This window comes from Acetivibrio sp. MSJd-27 (assembly GCF_018918095.1).
Classification (GTDB): domain Bacteria; phylum Bacillota; class Clostridia; order UMGS1840; family HGM11507; genus HGM11507.
In genome coordinates this window covers 1-16,158 of sequence record NZ_JAHLPV010000013.1, presented here as the reverse complement: position 1 = coordinate 16,158, position 16,158 = coordinate 1, and the positions used below count along the sequence as shown (strand labels likewise).

Annotated in this window: 15 protein-coding genes; 9 read left to right on the top strand and 6 right to left on the bottom strand. The window is 45.3% G+C overall.

Annotated features, from left to right (window positions below; genetic code table 11):
- Positions 1 to 10: 10 nt before the first annotated feature.
- The 3 genes from KQI32_RS06345 to rbr all read right to left on the bottom strand — a co-directional run bounded on the left by KQI32_RS06345 (position 11) and on the right by rbr (position 4,413).
- On the bottom strand, positions 11 to 2,479 hold the full coding sequence (locus tag KQI32_RS06345) for a stalk domain-containing protein (RefSeq protein ID WP_216424358.1): 2,469 nt from the start codon (positions 2,477 to 2,479) through the stop codon (positions 11 to 13).
- Between the two features lie 77 nt (positions 2,480 to 2,556).
- Entirely contained in the window at positions 2,557 to 3,564 is a 1,008-nt protein-coding gene (locus KQI32_RS06340; RefSeq protein ID WP_216424357.1) for a LacI family DNA-binding transcriptional regulator, read from the bottom strand.
- 312 nt (positions 3,565 to 3,876) lie between these two features.
- Positions 3,877 to 4,413, bottom strand: coding sequence for a rubrerythrin (gene rbr, locus KQI32_RS06335; protein WP_216424356.1), 537 nt, complete (start codon positions 4,411 to 4,413; stop codon positions 3,877 to 3,879).
- Positions 4,414 to 4,700: 287 nt separating this feature from the next.
- Here rbr and KQI32_RS06330 point away from each other — a divergent pair, with 287 nt between their 5' ends.
- From KQI32_RS06330 to KQI32_RS06305, 6 genes are all read left to right on the top strand, one after another.
- Positions 4,701 to 5,207 (top strand): NUDIX domain-containing protein, encoded by a 507-nt coding sequence (locus tag KQI32_RS06330; protein WP_216424355.1) that lies wholly within the window; start codon positions 4,701 to 4,703, stop codon positions 5,205 to 5,207.
- Between the two features lie 92 nt (positions 5,208 to 5,299).
- Positions 5,300 to 5,869, top strand: a complete 570-nt coding sequence (locus KQI32_RS06325; RefSeq protein WP_216424354.1) for a nitroreductase family protein — start codon at positions 5,300 to 5,302, stop codon at positions 5,867 to 5,869.
- Positions 5,870 to 6,073: 204 nt separating this feature from the next.
- On the top strand, positions 6,074 to 6,358 hold the full coding sequence (gene groES, locus KQI32_RS06320; protein ID WP_177690144.1) for a co-chaperone GroES: 285 nt from the start codon (positions 6,074 to 6,076) through the stop codon (positions 6,356 to 6,358).
- 29 nt (positions 6,359 to 6,387) lie between these two features.
- Positions 6,388 to 8,016, top strand: coding sequence for a chaperonin GroEL (gene groL / locus KQI32_RS06315; protein WP_216424353.1), 1,629 nt, complete (start codon positions 6,388 to 6,390; stop codon positions 8,014 to 8,016).
- 320 nt (positions 8,017 to 8,336) lie between these two features.
- Entirely contained in the window at positions 8,337 to 8,816 is a 480-nt protein-coding gene (locus KQI32_RS06310; RefSeq protein ID WP_216424352.1) for a GNAT family N-acetyltransferase, read from the top strand.
- 70 nt (positions 8,817 to 8,886) lie between these two features.
- On the top strand, positions 8,887 to 10,398 hold the full coding sequence (locus tag KQI32_RS06305) for a Na+/H+ antiporter NhaC family protein (protein WP_253291090.1): 1,512 nt from the start codon (positions 8,887 to 8,889) through the stop codon (positions 10,396 to 10,398).
- Positions 10,399 to 10,576: 178 nt separating this feature from the next.
- Here KQI32_RS06305 and KQI32_RS06300 read toward each other — a convergent pair whose 3' ends face one another.
- The 3 genes from KQI32_RS06300 to vanR form a co-directional block, all read right to left on the bottom strand.
- Positions 10,577 to 11,512, bottom strand: a complete 936-nt coding sequence (locus KQI32_RS06300) for a M15 family metallopeptidase (RefSeq protein WP_216424351.1) — start codon at positions 11,510 to 11,512, stop codon at positions 10,577 to 10,579.
- Between the two features lie 130 nt (positions 11,513 to 11,642).
- Entirely contained in the window at positions 11,643 to 12,734 is a 1,092-nt protein-coding gene (locus KQI32_RS06295) for a cell wall metabolism sensor histidine kinase WalK (RefSeq protein ID WP_253291089.1), read from the bottom strand.
- Positions 12,724 to 13,419 (bottom strand): VanR-ABDEGLN family response regulator transcription factor, encoded by a 696-nt coding sequence (vanR, locus tag KQI32_RS06290; protein ID WP_216424350.1) that lies wholly within the window; start codon positions 13,417 to 13,419, stop codon positions 12,724 to 12,726. Before vanR ends, KQI32_RS06295 begins: the two co-directional genes overlap by 11 nt.
- 112 nt (positions 13,420 to 13,531) lie before the next feature.
- On the opposite strand from vanR, the gene KQI32_RS06285 reads away from it, so the two are divergent.
- The 3 genes from KQI32_RS06285 to KQI32_RS06275 all read left to right on the top strand — a co-directional run.
- Positions 13,532 to 14,080 (top strand): TIGR01440 family protein, encoded by a 549-nt coding sequence (locus KQI32_RS06285; protein WP_216424349.1) that lies wholly within the window; start codon positions 13,532 to 13,534, stop codon positions 14,078 to 14,080.
- Positions 14,061 to 15,296, top strand: a complete 1,236-nt coding sequence (locus KQI32_RS13390; RefSeq protein ID WP_253291088.1) for a stalk domain-containing protein — start codon at positions 14,061 to 14,063, stop codon at positions 15,294 to 15,296. The genes KQI32_RS06285 and KQI32_RS13390 overlap by 20 nt, the downstream gene beginning before the upstream one ends.
- A gap of 119 nt (positions 15,297 to 15,415) precedes the next feature.
- Positions 15,416 to 16,158 (top strand): hypothetical protein (locus KQI32_RS06275; protein ID WP_216424348.1); only part of this gene is annotated, 743 nt, incomplete at its 3' end.

Below are 16,158 nucleotides of genomic sequence, written 5' to 3'. Positions count from 1 at the left end.
AACTTCCTTTTTACTTTAATTCCTGAATCATTTTTTCAATATAGCTGTTGTCTTTTCCTTGTTCCGGAACGGTGTCGCCAACTACGATCAGTCCCCGGTCATCCCAAAAAACTTTTTTGCCGATGGATTCGCAGATGACGCGGAGCGGCAGCATTGTCCGGTCATTTCTTGTCACTGCGGCAGTGTCCATGTCTTTTTGCTGTCCGTTCACAGTAATCTGATTTTCTCCAATTACAACTCTGCTTTCGATCCCATCTATTGAAACCGTGGCAGTCTGGGTCGATTCTTCCCAGCCGACCTGGGCGCCGAAGCTTTCAGAAATAAATCTGACTGGCACCAAAGTTCGATCGTTTTCCGTAAAGGCAGGGACATCGAGCTCTTTTTTCTCACCGTTCACAAGTGCTTTCTTGCTTCCGACCAATAAATTGACGGTATCACGGAACGGTTCCTCGTTGTCTTTGCCGGGTGCAAACGCGTCCGTACGTTTTACACGATACAGAGTCATCTCATTATTGAAATAGATGCTGTCTCCGGATATCTCCAGCTTTTCGCAGTTTGGCACGCCGCCGGACAGATCCTTATATGCAAGGGTATAGGGGTCGATGGCATGCGGCTGGTTTCTCGGCGACGCATATAAAATTCCCTGACTGTCAAATTTGATTGCGAAGGGGGTGGTGGAATTGGTGTACCGGTTAAAGTCAAAACCCAGTATATTTTTTTCTTTGACTACCTTGCAGGTTTCCGGATCCATGGCAAATATCAAGCCATCCGCAACAGTCCAGATATTTCCGTCCGGTCCAACGGCAAGCCCTCCAAACATCCGAAGGTCGCCGGAAGCAGCAATATCTGGAGTGCCTTCATACAGCTTCTGTTTTGTCCTCATATCGTATTTTACGATTTTTGCCTCCGTCTCTACCGGCCGCGAACCGAGGCCTCCGTAAACCGTGCTGGAAGCATAGAGGATACCATCCTTATAAGCAAGTCCTGTGATGCTCTGGTTCTTTACCATTTCAATAAATTCCATCTCGTTTGTCGCTGGATCATAGATAGCGACGCCACCCTGAGTGATGGTATAGTCCGCAATCGTGCCGATGGCAAGCTTATCTCCGGCAACGATCATGGTGTTGGGGCGGCTCTGCCTGTGGGTTTCCAGCAGGGAGAAAAGGATCTTTGGATTTTCTGAGCCGTTCGGATCATACACCTTCAAGTCACAGGAAGGATAGTCCATAAAATAGATTTTCCCGCCATATTTCACAATCGAACCGGATTGGCCGATTTTATATTTTTTCGTCACGGTTTTGGAATTGAGATCAAACTGTGCGCCTTCTCCTCCGATCATCGGCGAGGCGTACAGCTTATCCCCATCGACAAGCATTGCGGATATTTTTGAATTGGATCCCTGCAATACGCCGGGGTAAAGCTTCATTCTGTTATTCGGAAAATCCACCAGCATAACGTCGCCGCCGAAGGTTGCTACAGCATAGGTTAGTCCTTTAAAATCTGCATTTTCCTTTAATGTCACCAGATCTCCCCCGCGCATGGAGCCGGTATTCACACTGGTAAGAGAAACTTCGTTTGTTTTTAAATCGAATTTTACATTTCCGGACATCGTTGTCAGATAAGCAAAGCCGTCAATCTCACCGCTGGGATAGAGGCCGTTTGCATTGCTGATTTCTCCTTCCACCCAGGTGTCCGTTTTGGTGTCCAGAACAACATAAAAAGTGTCGGTTCTTCCAACGCCTTCACACCAGATAAAGATCTTATCCCCGACGGCTTTTCCAGAGTAATAGGTTTTGACGGTTCCCTGACTCAGCTTCGGCGGCGCGATAACCTTTTTTTTCATAGTTTTGGCGTCGATCTTCACAAACTCGGGATTGGATTGCCCCATGCCGCCGCCGTAAAAATAACCGTTGAGATAGACAAGGGACTTGAAGTAGTCGCTGTCCTTAATTTGATTTCCATAATCAGTCATTTTGTTGGTTTTTGGATCATATTTGATCAGTTTTGCGTTTTGATAGGTTCCCATCCAAACGTTGTCCTGTTCGTCGATAGCGATTTGACTGACTGCATATTCTCCTGAAGGGCTTCCCAGATTAGTGACCTTCTTATCCGCAGGGGAGTATTTGTACAGTTCGGCATGGACATAGCCCGCAAAATAAACATTTCCCTTGGAATCCGCTGCATGGGTCCACACCGTGTGGCCGACATCGACATCGAATGTCCTCAAAAGCTGCATACTTTCCAGATCAAGGATATTCAGTTTCATCGGTGTGCCGACAGATGCCGCAACTAAAACAGGACGTCCATCCTCCATTGTTGTGCAGCTGTTGAGTATGGTCACATTTCGTAACGGTTGCCCCAAATTCTCCGGCTGGGACCAGGTTGCCTTAGAGAACATGCTGGTTTCTTCTGCTCCCAGGGCGGGCAGGCTGATTAATCCCAATGCTAGGGTAAGCAGAATTGCGAATAATTTTTTCATGGTAATCCTCCTTGATTTGATATTTTGTATAACAAATTGCACTATATATGCAATCGATTGCATTATGCGGTAAAACATCAGCTACTTTCTCCTATGTAAAGTTCAGGAGTGACAAAAACAGTAGTTTCCTGATTTCCCTGGATGACAGAGAGAAGCTTTTTTGCTGCCATACTGCCGATTTCATAGAGTAATTGCTTGGTTCCGGTCATAATGGGATGGAAGAGCGAAAAAATGTCATCATAATTCTGTGTAACGACTGCAATATCATCAGGAATCCGCAATCCTTTTTTCATTGCAAAATCCAGAAGCCAATAGGCGTGCTCATAATAGGTACATAGGTAAGCTCTTTTAAGCCCTTGCTCCAAATGTCTTTGTAACTGCTTTTGATATTCTTTCTTCTGGGGATTGATGAAGTCAATTTCACTTTTTGTGACGATAATTGAGATATCTTTTTTTCCTTTTTTAAACGAATCGATGGCATGGAATGCCCTTTCGTCATTTAGAGGTGTGTCATGATGATAAAGCACTTCGATTTCCCTGTAACCCTGCTGATACAGATGCTCCAGCAAAATATGTATGGCCTGCCCGGCATCATTTTCAACTGAAACATAGCTATCCGGGGGCAGAGCGTCGTTATGCCAGTTAACCTGGACATGCGGGATTTTGTATTCCATAATATTTTTGCTCATCTCAATATCAAACCGGTCGAGCGAAAGAATCCCGCATAGGTTATTTTTCATGACAATATCCCAGATATCTTCTTCTTTATAGTCCCGGATAAAAAGGGACGCATTGTATCCTGCCTTTTCAATTTCACTGCAGATACCGCATATTTTTTCGTTCATATGTATAGGCGTTATCTTTTCGTGAACGTGATTGGTATAAAAAATACCTATATTCTTATTTTCCATATTTTTAAGATTTTTTGCATACTGGTTGGGCATATATTTAATGCGCTTTAGTTCCTGCAAGACTTTTTTCTTTGTTGCTTCACTGATCCTCTTGTCATTATTCAGAACCCGCGAGACCGTTGAAGCACTTATATTGAGGTTTTTGGCCACATCATATATAGATGTTCTTTTCATTTTATCGTCTCTTTTCTTATGCTATCGATTGCATTAGGTGCTGTTACTATATCATTTTCAAGAATAAATGTCAATCATAATTAATTTTTTTCAATTTTTAAAATAATAAGTCTGCTTCCTATACTGTTTTATAACGAAAGGAAGATATCTCCTGCCTCTGCAAGCGGCAGGAGAAGCTCCATTTTTTCAGCGGGGAATTATAATCCCCGCTGAAAATGTTAAATAACGGGACGAAAGTTCCTTAATGAATCCGGACACTATACGCAATGGTATGTTCCGGAGAGATAATATACGAAGCGGACTTAATTTTGTTTAATAGTTTGTGGCTTTGATCTGGAAGTAGGCCTTTGGTTTTTTGCAGATAGGGCAACTCTCCAGTGCCTGAGGACCTTCGTGCACATAACCGCAGTTACGGCAGACCCAGGTGGTGCTGTTAGTTTTTTGATAGACCGTGTCACCGTTGATATTGTCCAGCAGAGCCTGATAACGCTGTTCATGTGTTTTTTCCACATCTGCGACCATTTTAAACAAGGCGGCAATCTGGGGAAGGTTTTCTTCTTCCGCCTGCTGCTGGAAGACAGGATACATTTCTGACCATTCTCCGTGTTCCCCTTCAATCCCCACCTGAAGGTTTTCCTTGATGGTACCGATGGTGGAGAGTATCTCATACCATAGCTTGGCATGCGCACGCTCATTGATGGCGGTTTCCTCAAATATTTCGGCCATCTGCTGATATCCTTGCTTGCGTGCGGCTTCTGCAAAATACAGATATTTATTGGTGGCCATGGATTCCCCCGCATAGGCGTTCCATAAGTTTTTTTCGGTTTGCGTTCCCTGAATTTTTTCCATCTGTTTTTTTCCTTTCTTTTTTGGTTTGATCAATCTTTACTTCAATAAGGGATTTCCGTCCCGTCATTCAACGTTTTCAGCGGGGATTGCAACCCCCGCTGAGAAAAATGAAGTGGAACCCGCCGTCTGCAGAGGCGGGGATATCTTAATTTAGTTATATATTTGACAGAAATTTCTTTTTTATACATCATTCTGTGATTTTTGTGTGATTGACAAAGGATTGATTTTCCGATACTATAGTGTCGATGAAATGTGTTTTGAAATAGGAAATGGATAGGAGGGACAAAATGGAGCAATGGGATGCCTATACACGAGACGGCCAGCTTGCCGGTGAAACACTTACAAGAGGAAAACAGATACCGAATGGACTCTATCATCTAGTTTGTGAGGTTCTGGTAAAACATGTGGACGGCAGTTATTTATGCATGAAAAGAGCGGTATCCAAGCCAGACTATCCAGGGTATTTTGAAGCGACAGCAGGAGGTTCTGCACTTATCGGTGAAAATAAAATGCAGTGTATTCAAAGAGAATTAGAGGAAGAGACAGGTATCCTTTGTGATGAATTTGTTGAGATAGGTCATAAAATATGCGATGAGGAGCATTGCATTTTTTATTCTTTTATTTGTATGGTTGATTGTGATAAAAATTCAGTTGCGTTACAGGAAAATGAAACAGAAGGTTATAAATGGATGACAGAAACGGAATTTATAGATTTTGTGAATTCTTCTGACATGATTGAACCTCAGAAAAAAAGATATTTTCATTATTTCGCTTCTTTACATTATTTGAAATAAATTTTTGTTGCAGAAATTGCTTTGGTGAAAATATTGAGGAGGAAAAGTGAAGTATAGAAAAAATGATAAAAAAGAAAGGCAAGGTGGAATAAATGAGCGCGTATACGTCTATATTAAACAGGAGAACCATAAGAAAATTTACCCAGCAGCCCATCGAGCAGGAAAAACTGGTGAAAATGATCAATGCCGCAAGATTGGCTCCCTCGGGCGCAAACCTGCAGCCGCTGAAATATGTGGTGGTGACAGACAAAAACTTGCTGGAGGAGGTATTTAGGACAACCAAATGGGCGGCTTATATTGCACCTCACGGAACACCGAAGGAGGGGGAGAAGCCCACGGCATATATTGTCGTCCTGGTGGATACCGCTGTGCGGAAGGATGCAGACAACGATGCGTCGGCTGCCATTGAGAATATCCTGCTGACCGCAGAGGATGATGAAATCGGCACGTGCTGGATTGGCTCGGTGGATCGAAAAACGCTTGCGGGAATTGTCAGAATTCCGGAAGGCCAGGAGATCCATTCGGTGATAGCTATGGGATATAAAGCACAAGAGTCCGAAGCGACAGAGATGGAAAACGGCGATGTCAAATACTATATGGATGAGCACGGTGCGATTCATGTTCCAAAGCGGAAACTCTCGGATATCGTACGGTTTCTTTGATTTTAAATGAAAAGTGAAGAAAATAAAAGAAAACATGAGCAAGAAAAGATTTTTTATGAAAAAACAGCAATTATTTCAGGAAAATAACGGTTGAAAAAAAGGAACCAAATGGTTATTATAATGTTAGCACTCAACGATGATGAGTGCTAACATTTTGGTTAACATTGTTAAAATTTATATTTATCTATACAGGAGGTAGTTCAAATGAAATTAAAACCATTAGGCGACAGAGTTGTATTGAAAACAGTTGAAGTGGAAGAAACGACAGCCAGCGGCATCGTCCTTCCCGGCAACGCAAAAGAAAAACCGTCCATGGCAGAAGTGATTGCAGTAGGTCCAGGCGGGGTTGTAGATGGCAAAGAAGTGAAGATGGAAGTGAAAGTCGGCGACAAGGTTATCACCAGCAAATATTCCGGCACAGAGGTAAAACTGGACAAAGAGGAATATATTGTTGTCCGGCAGAATGATATTCTGGCAATTGTTGAATAATTTGAAATGAAACAAGGAGGTAATATAGAATGGCTAAACAGATTACATTTTCCGAAGAAGCAAGAAAGAAACTGGAAAGCGGGATCAACCAGCTGGCTGATACTGTAAAAATTACACTGGGTCCCAAAGGCAGAAACGTTGTATTAGATAAAAAATTTGGTTCTCCTCTTATCACAAATGACGGTGTTACCATTGCAAAAGAAATCGAATTGGAAGATCCCTTTGAAAACATGGGTGCACAGCTTGTCAAGGAAGTTGCGACCAAGACAAACGATATCGCCGGTGATGGTACTACAACAGCAACGTTGCTGGCACAGGCTTTAATCCGGGAAGGACTGAAAAATCTGGCTGCAGGCGCAAATCCTATGATCGTGAAAAAGGGCATTAAAAAAGCAGTTGACGCCGCGGTGAAATCCATCGAAGCAAACTCTCAGAAAATCAAAGGCAAAGAGGACATCGCAAGAGTTGCGGCGATCTCTGCTGCAGATGAGACGGTTGGTTCCCTGATTGCGGAAGCAATGGAAAAAGTAACTGCTGATGGTGTTATCACCGTTGAGGAATCCAAAACGGCCGAAACCTATTCCGACGTTGTGGAAGGCATGCAGTTTGACCGCGGATACATTTCTCCTTACATGGCAACCGATACAGAGAAGATGGAAGCAGTCATTGATGACGCATACATTTTGATCACAGATAAGAAAATCTCCAATATCCAGGAAATTCTACCCCTGCTTGAGCAGATTGTGCAGACTGGTAAGAAACTGGTTATCATTGCCGAGGATGTGGAAGGCGAAGCACTGGCAACTCTGTTGGTGAACCGTTTGAGAGGAACCTTTACCGTTGCTGCTGTCAAAGCGCCAGGATTTGGTGACAGAAGAAAAGCGATGCTGGAAGATATCGCAATTCTGACCGGCGGCCAGGTTATCACCGAAGAGCTTGGTCTGGACTTGAAAGAGACCACAATGGAACAGCTGGGGCGTGCAAAACAGGTTAAAATTCAGAAGGAAAATACAATCATTGTTGACGGTGCAGGTGATTCCGATGCAATCAAAGCAAGAATCAACCAGATCAAAGCACAGATTGAAGAGACTACCTCTGATTTCGATCGTGAAAAATTGCAGGAAAGACTGGCAAAACTGTCCGGCGGTGTCGCAGTGATCAAAGTTGGAGCTGCAACTGAGACAGAAATGAAAGAGATGAAACTGAGAATCGAGGACGCTCTGGCTGCGACTAAGGCTGCAGTGGAGGAAGGTATTGTTTCCGGCGGCGGTGTTGCTCTGCTGACTGCTTCCAAGGCAGTTTCCGAGTTGTTAAACAGCGCGGAAGGCGATGAGAAGACGGGTGTGCAGATCGTACTGAAAGCTCTGGAAGAACCGATTCGTCAGATCGCAGTCAATGCCGGCCTGGAAGGCTCCGTCATCATTGACAAAATCAAAGCCTCCAATGAAGGAATGGGATTCGACTTCCTGAAAGAAGAATATGTGAACATGATTGAGGCAGGTATCGTTGATCCGACTAAGGTGACACGTTCCGCTCTGCAGAATGCGGCTTCCGTGGCTTCTATGGTTCTGACCACAGAAAGTCTGGTAACCGATATTCCGCAGCCCGAACCTCCGATGCCCGCAGGCGGCGCACCTGGAATGGGCGGCATGTATTAATTCGAAGAATATCATAGAATGCAATAAGAAATATCCCTCGCATTTTTGCGGGGGATATTTTTATAACATGGGAAACTGTGTGAAATTGTGCGCAATTGCATGTTTCAAAAAATAGCGTGCGAAGCGCGGCTGCATTTTTCTGAAAGAAATCTCTATGAATACAGGAGAAATCTTTTATTTATATATTTTTATCCAGAACGGACAAAGTAAGAGATGAAATTTCAAGATAAATTTAGCATTTTAAACAAAAAAATCTTGTCAAAATGGTTCATTTATATTAAAATGAAATTAATTTGGAGAAAGGGAAAGAATAGAAAGAGATGGAAAATTTTCAGATCCGTGCAGCTGAGAAGAAGGATTCCCAGCTGGTACTTGATTTTATTAAAGGAATCGCTGCTTATGAGAAGATGTCCGACTGTGTAACCGCTACCAAGGAGCTCCTTGAAGAATTCGTGTTTGACCGAAAGGCAGCCTCTGTTTTTATTGCAGAGTGGGAAGGAAAACCGATTGGTTTTGCCCTTTTCTTCGAGAATTTTTCCACTTTTGTGGGCAGGACAGGCTTATATCTGGAGGATCTTTTCGTCTTGCCGGAAGCAAGGGGAAAAGGGATCGGGAAAAAGCTGTTTCAGGCCGTGGCACAGGAGGCGGTAAACAGAGGCTGTCAGAGAATGGAGTGGACATGTCTGGACTGGAATCAGCCGTCCATTGAATTTTATCTGCGCATGGGGGCTGTTCCGATGTCGGAATGGACAAACTACCGGCTGAGCGGGGATGCAATCGCGGAAGCTGTAAAAAAGTAATCCGCAAAGCCTGAGCGGGAACAAGCTTCTTTCAGGCTTTGTAATTAATAACAAAAGAGGGGGAAATAAAATGCAGGAGACTTTTATGCTCCAAGGTTCTTTTTGGGTATTGGTGCCGCCCATTATAGCAATTGGATTGGCGCTTTTGACAAAGGAGGTTTACCTTTCCCTGTTGGTTGGAATTTTTTCGGGCGCGCTGTTCTTCACAGATTTTCATTTTCTGCGCGCGACGGAAACGACTTTTGAGGTGATGGGGGAAAAGGTTTCGGGAAATATCAACATTGTAATATTTCTGGTATTTTTGGGGATTTTGGTTTCCCTGCTGTCCAAGTCTGGTGCGTCTAAGACGTACGGGGAGTGGGCGGCGAAATCCATCCGTTCCAAAAGAGGAGCCTTGCTCTCCACCTGTGGCCTGGGCGCATTGATTTTTGTGGATGATTATTTCAATTGCCTGACGGTGGGAACGGTTATGCGGCCTGTGACCGACAAATATAAAATTACCCGCGCAAAGCTGGCTTACGTGATCGATGCCACTGCGGCGCCGATCTGTATCATTGCACCAATTTCCAGCTGGGCTGCGGCGGTGGGTTCCTCCTTGCCGGAGAGCTCTTCCATCGACGGCTTCAACCTGTTTCTGCATACCATACCCTTTAATCTTTACGCTTTGCTCACCATCCTGATGATGCTGTTTTTGATCGTATCAAAATTTGATTTCGGGCCGATGAAGCGCTATGAAACAATTCATCAAAAAGAGATTGAAGAGGACTGTGAGGCGAATGAAAAAAGTGCTGGCGGAAAGGGAAGGGTATTTGATCTGCTGATTCCGATTGGGGTTTTGATTGTGCTTTGCATTAGCGCTATGCTGTATACCGGCGGTATTTTGGAAGGAAACTCCATTACAGAGTCCTTCGCAAACTGCGACTCGGCAAAATCCTTGGTTCTGGGCTCTTTCTTTACCCTGATTATCACCTTTTTGCTGTACATTCCTAGAAAGGTTATCACCTTTAAAGAATTTGCAGAAGCCATTCCAGAGGGGTTTAAGGCAATGGTTCCGGCAATTTTGATTCTTACGCTGGCCTGGACATTGAGCGGTATCTGTAATGAAAATTATCTGGATGCGGGCGGTTATGTCAGCACCTTGGTTTCCAATTCCAGCATCGGGATCGGAATTTTGCCGGCAGTGTTTTTCCTGATTTCTCTTGGGCTTGCTTTTGCAACTGGTACTTCCTGGGGAACCTTCGGTATTCTGATTCCTATCGCCGTCGCCGTCTTCCCGGGTGAGATCAGCCAGATGCTGGTACTCACCGTTGCTGCAATTCTTGCGGGAGCTGTCTGCGGGGATCATGTATCTCCGATATCGGATACCACGATTCTGGCGTCCACGGGTGCGGATTGCAATCATATTGAACATGTCTCCACCCAGATGCCTTATGCCCTTATCGTGGCGGCTTGCTGTTTTATCGGCTATATCATTGCAGGGTTGACTGGAAACGGATGGCTGGGTCTAGGAATCGCAGCTGTTCTGTTGATGGGAACGCTGCTGACAATTTACTGGGTTTCCGAAAAGAAACAGAAAAATTGAGAAAAATAACGGAAAGAAAGATGTTTTCCGCCTTTTTCCGGCGAGGGAAACTACTTTCTTTCTTCAGCGGGAGTATAATCTCCCGCTGAATGGGTGTATTCGGGAGCAATGTCCTCTTATTGAAAGCTGTGGCGCGGTGCATAGAGGCAACCGCGCCGTTTTTATGTTCTACGCCTTATCACAGTGTAACAGTGACGATGAAACCATCTGTATTGTTTCCGGAAAGGTTATATGTTTTGTTTTTCGGTACCGGAATTTTTGTCTTTTTGCCATCTGCTTTGACAAAATAAATTTCATAACTCTTCCCTTCAGCGGTCACTTGCAGATGCTCTCCATCGTAAGGAAATTGCCGGAGATAATCGATATATTCCTCCAGACAGAAGCCTTTTTCGCGGATGGTCGCGGCGTGGGGAAGCCCTACATAGCGGAAATGCCAGGGCTCATATAATATGCCGGTCAAATCCGTCTTATCGGAGGGATAGCGGACGATAAAGCCATATTTCCAGCAGTTTTCGTTGATCCAGCCGTATTTTCCCTGTCCGGTGTAATCCTCGCTTTTTCCGGAACGAGTGTATATACCGAAATCGAGGGCGTATCCAGTATGGTGCTCGCTTCCGCCGGGCTGGGCAACCCATTTGGCAGCTTCTGCAGCGCCGTCTTCTTTGATTCGCTGTTGCAGAAGACCTGCCTGATACTCTTTGGTACGGTAACCACTTATCACAATCAAATCATTCTCGCCCTTCTCTTTTCGGAAGTCTGACAGCATTTGATTCAGAGGGGACATGATCTGCTCGACCAGCAGCACGTCCTTGTCCTTGACCTGATAATCATTGTTTTTCAGATTGAATACGGATTTTAAGCGGTTGTTTTCGGGAAATTTGTATTCTGTTTTATTGTTGACAAGCACCAGATCCCCGCTGTGAATGTCCTGTGTTTTTTTCTCAACCGTTTGATAGCTGAGACTGGAATTTGTACCTTTTTCGGCAGATGGTTTGGAGGAAATATCGGAAAAGCTGCGTATTCCCGCCACAATGGCACAACTCAGAAAAAACAAAAAAAGGCAGATGACAATCCTGCGGTTGCGGTAGATTTTTCTCTTCTGTTTTCTTCTCATTGAAAAAACTCCTTTCTCTCTGTAAAAAATTTTAACAGAGAGAAAGGAGTTGTACTTTACATTTTTCCGTACAAAACCTTAACTTTTTCTTACGTTTGATAGCATGAAAAAAATCCACCGTTTTCGCGCTCTAATGCTGAATTGGCAGAAGAACATGAAAAGAGGTTATCCGCGCATTGCTGCTGGCTGAGATTTTTCCTTGGTGCAGTTCCACAATTTGCTTGGCAATGGCTAATCCCAGGCCGGACCCACCAGTCTTGGTGGAGCGGGAGCTGTCCACTCGAAAGAATTTCTCAAAAATGCTGTTGAGCTGGTGCTCCGGGATCTGCGGTCCCTCGTTGGAAAAAGTGATGGAGAGATTCCCCGCTGTTTGGGAGGCGGAAACCTGTATGGCGGTTCCCGGCGTACTGTAGCTGATGGCGTTGCGCAGAAGGTTGTCAAACACCCGGGCCAGCTTGTCGGCATCCCCGAAAAGAGTCAAATTGGGAGAGATATCCGTGTGGATGGAAAGCTCCTTCTCCGACAGCATGGGATAAAATTCGTCTGTCAGCTGCATCAGCATGTGAGACAAATGAATCCTGCTGTTTTCCAGCGTAATGCTCTGCAAATTAAAGCGGGTAATCTCAAAAAACTCGTTGATGAGCTCCTCCAGACGCTCCGATTTTTTGCGGGCGATGGTGAGATATTTTTCCTGCAATTCGGGAGAAATCTCCTTCTCGTCATTCAGAAGAGTCAGATAGCCGATAACCGAGGTCAAAGGTGTTTTTAAGTCGTGTGCCAAGTAAACAATCAAATCATTTTTTCGCTGTTCCGCTTCCTTTGCTGCACGCTCATTGCGCAGGCTTTCAAACTTTATCTCATTAAGCTTCGTCTCCACGTCCTTCAGATCATCCGGTAGCTCAATGAGCAGATCATCCTTCTTTAGAAGTGTATCGACGGAATTTACCAGCTTTTCGATATATCCGGTTGTTTTCCGGAGTGTTCTGCTGATTGTGTAAAGCACAATGATGAAAAACAACACAATAAAAAATTCGATTTTATGGCCCAGAAAAAAGTAATAAAGAGACCGATCTATGCTGCTGACAACCATGGCGAGAAAGTCGTTGAATACCGTGTCGCATAGAATGATGATTGCCGCTAGGATAAGAGAACTTGCCAGAAAATTGCGCACCATCTCATAAAACAAACGGCGGTTTAGTTTTGCAGTCAGTTCATTTTTCAATTTTATAGCCAACCCCCCATACCGTTTTGATAAACTTCGGCGCTCTGGGCGGTTCCTGCATCTTTTCCCGCAGCCGCCGGATATGAACCATCACTGTGTTGTTGGATTCCAGGTATTTCTCGCCCCATACTCTTTCAAACAGCTCCTCGGAGGAGAGAACCCTTCCTCTGTTCTCGCACAGCAGCCATAGAATCGAAAACTCTATGGGCGTCAGGCAGAGCGGCTTGCCGTAAAGGGTACACTCATGGGTTTTGCGATTGATGATAAGACCGGAGAAATCGATGATATCCTGCTGTAAGTCAGCGGTCTCATTGTATCTGAGATAACGCCGCAGCTGTGCCTTTACCCGTGCTGTCATCTCAAGAGGGTGAAAGGGCTTGGTGATATAGTCGTCAGCTCCGGCGTTTAACCCAGTAATCTTGTCAATGTTTTCTATTTTAGCGGTCAGCATGATGACTGGATAGGTGTGGAGCTTGCGGATTTCGCCCAAAAGAGAAAAACCGTCTACATCCGGCATCATCACGTCCAGTATGGCCAGGGAAAAGGTTGTATTTTTGATTGCCTCCAAGGCTTTTCCAGGATCGTAAAACTTAGTGACGCGAAATCCCTCGTTCACTAGATACAATTCCACCAAATCCGCAATTTCCGCTTCGTCATCCACCACAAGGATATGTATATTCTGCATGATTTCACCGTCCTTTGCTTTGCATTATACTATCTTAAAGAGAAATTGTAAAGACTGGTGTATTGACAGAATGTCCCATGCGTGTTAATTTAGTTACATAGGAGATGATAAGATGAAAACAATCAAAGAGGATGCAAGGAATGCGGTGCAGGAGCTGTTGGAGAAGGCCGCTCTTCACAGAGGAGATATTCTGGTAGTGGGATGCTCTTCCAGTGAAATCGCCGGAAAATGTATTGGTTCCGGATCCAGTCTGGAAACGGCGGAAGCGGTTTTTGAGGGTATCTATCCGGTTTTGAAGGAAAAAGGAATTTATCTCGCGGCGCAGTGCTGTGAGCACTTAAACCGGGCCATTATTCTGGAACAGGAAGCGGCCGAGAAGCGGGGGCTTCCCATTGTCAATGCAGTACCACAGCCGAAAGCGGGAGGTTCTTTTGCCACGACGGCCTACCGTAATATGATTTCACCCGTTGCCGTGGAGGAGATTAAGGGGCAGGCCGGGATGGACATCGGCGACACCTTTATCGGCATGCATTTGCAAGCTGTGGCGGTTCCGGTGCGTCTTTCTGTCCGGCAGATAGGGGAAGCGCATCTTACCTGTGCCAGAACCCGGCCGAAATATATTGGCGGGGAGCGTGCTTGTTATGACGAAACGCTTGGTTAAAAGAACGGCGGGATTTCTGCTGGGCATGTTTCTGATTTTAATTCGCGTTTCTGCGGGAGATCTTGAAACGGTATTGATTGAGGTCAATGAAATGTATCGTTTGCGGGAAGAAGGAAACTATCAGGAATGTATCAGCCTTGCAGAACGAATGCTTCAAGAAAATCCTGCTTTTATGGAGGCCTATTTCAATAAGGCGGTCAGCCAGTATGAGCTGAAACGATATGTCCAGACGTTAGAAACATTGGAAAGGCAGATTGAATGGAATCCGGAAAATGAGCTTGCTCTGTTTAATGCGGCCTGTGCAAGCGCACTTACCGGAAAGCCTGAGAAATCTATGCAATATCTGAAAAAGAGAATGGAGCTTAATACGGATACGAAAAATCTGATGCGGGAGGAGACGGATCTGAATTCTCTCCGTGAACTGGAGAAATTTCAGAATATGCTGGCACCATCGGTCCGAATAGGCGGAACCTTGCTCTGGCCGGAGGTGCCCCCAGTCAATGTGGAAGGACGGATTATGGTCCCTATGCGCGCTGTCTTTGACGCGCTAGGTGCTCAAGTTGTGTGGGACAGTGCAGCTCGTTCCGTTACGGGAAGAATGGGCAAACATTCTGTGAAGCTGGTGATTGACAGCAAGACGGCCTATGTGAACGAAAAAGCGTATGGATTGGATGTTCCTCCAATGATTGTGCGGGACAGAACAATGATCCCTGTCCGGTTTGTTGGGGAATCGCTTGGTGCGGATGTCAGGTGGAATCATGAAACCCAGACGGCGGATATCCTGCCCCGAGACGCAGCCGGGACAGTCGATGACAGCTCTCAAGGACCTGAGGCGGTGACACTGATGACCGACGGTATGTGGCCGGAGCCTTATTATCTGAAAGATCATGAGGGATTGGCTATGCTGCTGCTTGAAGAGGACGAATTTCCCCTTCTTCAGCGGATGACTTCCGATGCAAAAGAGGACTATATGTTATACTGGCTGAATCGTTACCGCAATATGATTCCGGACTGTGATCCGGTCTATGTAAAAGTGGTATGCGACGGGAAAGCTTATTATACCGGAACGGTCTGGAAGGATAAGCCGGGGGAGCTGGTGGATTTTACATATTTTCAAAACGGTCTGCCTGTAAATGTGGTTAAGCAGTACCGCAACCGGTTCAATTATCTAGATTACCGGCAGTCCAACCAGCAGCCCTCCAGCTTGGAGGACTGAAGCTGGCAAAGAATTTGATCTCACAAAATGAATGTTTTATCATCTTTGGAAATTGACATCTTTTATTCTTTATGTTTTACTAAAAAAATAAGAAGAGAATGAAGGAGGAACCGGCTTTTATGAGAAGGAAATTTCGGATGGCTGTCGGACTGCTGCTCGGTATCGTTGTGCTGGCACAATGCCTGCCTGTGGCCGGGGCGGAATACCAGTCGTCAAAGCTGAACCAACTGGAGGTTGGTGAGACAGAGGAATTGGGATATCCGGTGAGAGATATTCAGATCCTGGGGTGTAGCACGGTGGTCAACGAGGATGGGGACAACATTTTTTATGCGGTGACGTCAGGTCCGCCCGCCCTGTTCTTCGTGTACAACATCGATACAAAACAGGTGCTGGCAACCCATTACCTGGAGGCAGAGCTGCCCTACAACGGCGGCACATACAATTATACGGCAAAAGTGGCCTATGCGGTGGACGTGGGGCCGGACGGAGTGGTTAACATCGCTACCCAGTCCAACACACTGTTTTTCCGCTATGATCCAAAAACCGACGAACTGAAATGCTATGGCAGGATTGAACATGACGGGACAGCGGAGACCGCTGTGATGCACCAGGGTGTGTTTGACTCGGAGGGAAACTACTATTTCGGCACCTATCCCAATGCCATGCTGATCCGTTACAATGTGAAGACAGACAAGCTGGAACAGCTGGCAAAGAACCTGGTTGTAGGAGACTATGTGAAGGCAATGTCCATCTATGATGACAAAATTTATGCTGGCGCGTTTGGCTATCAGGACACCGGAACCGGCGCGATGATATGCAACTTTGTTGAGTATGATACCAAAACCGGCCAGGCGACAGAGAT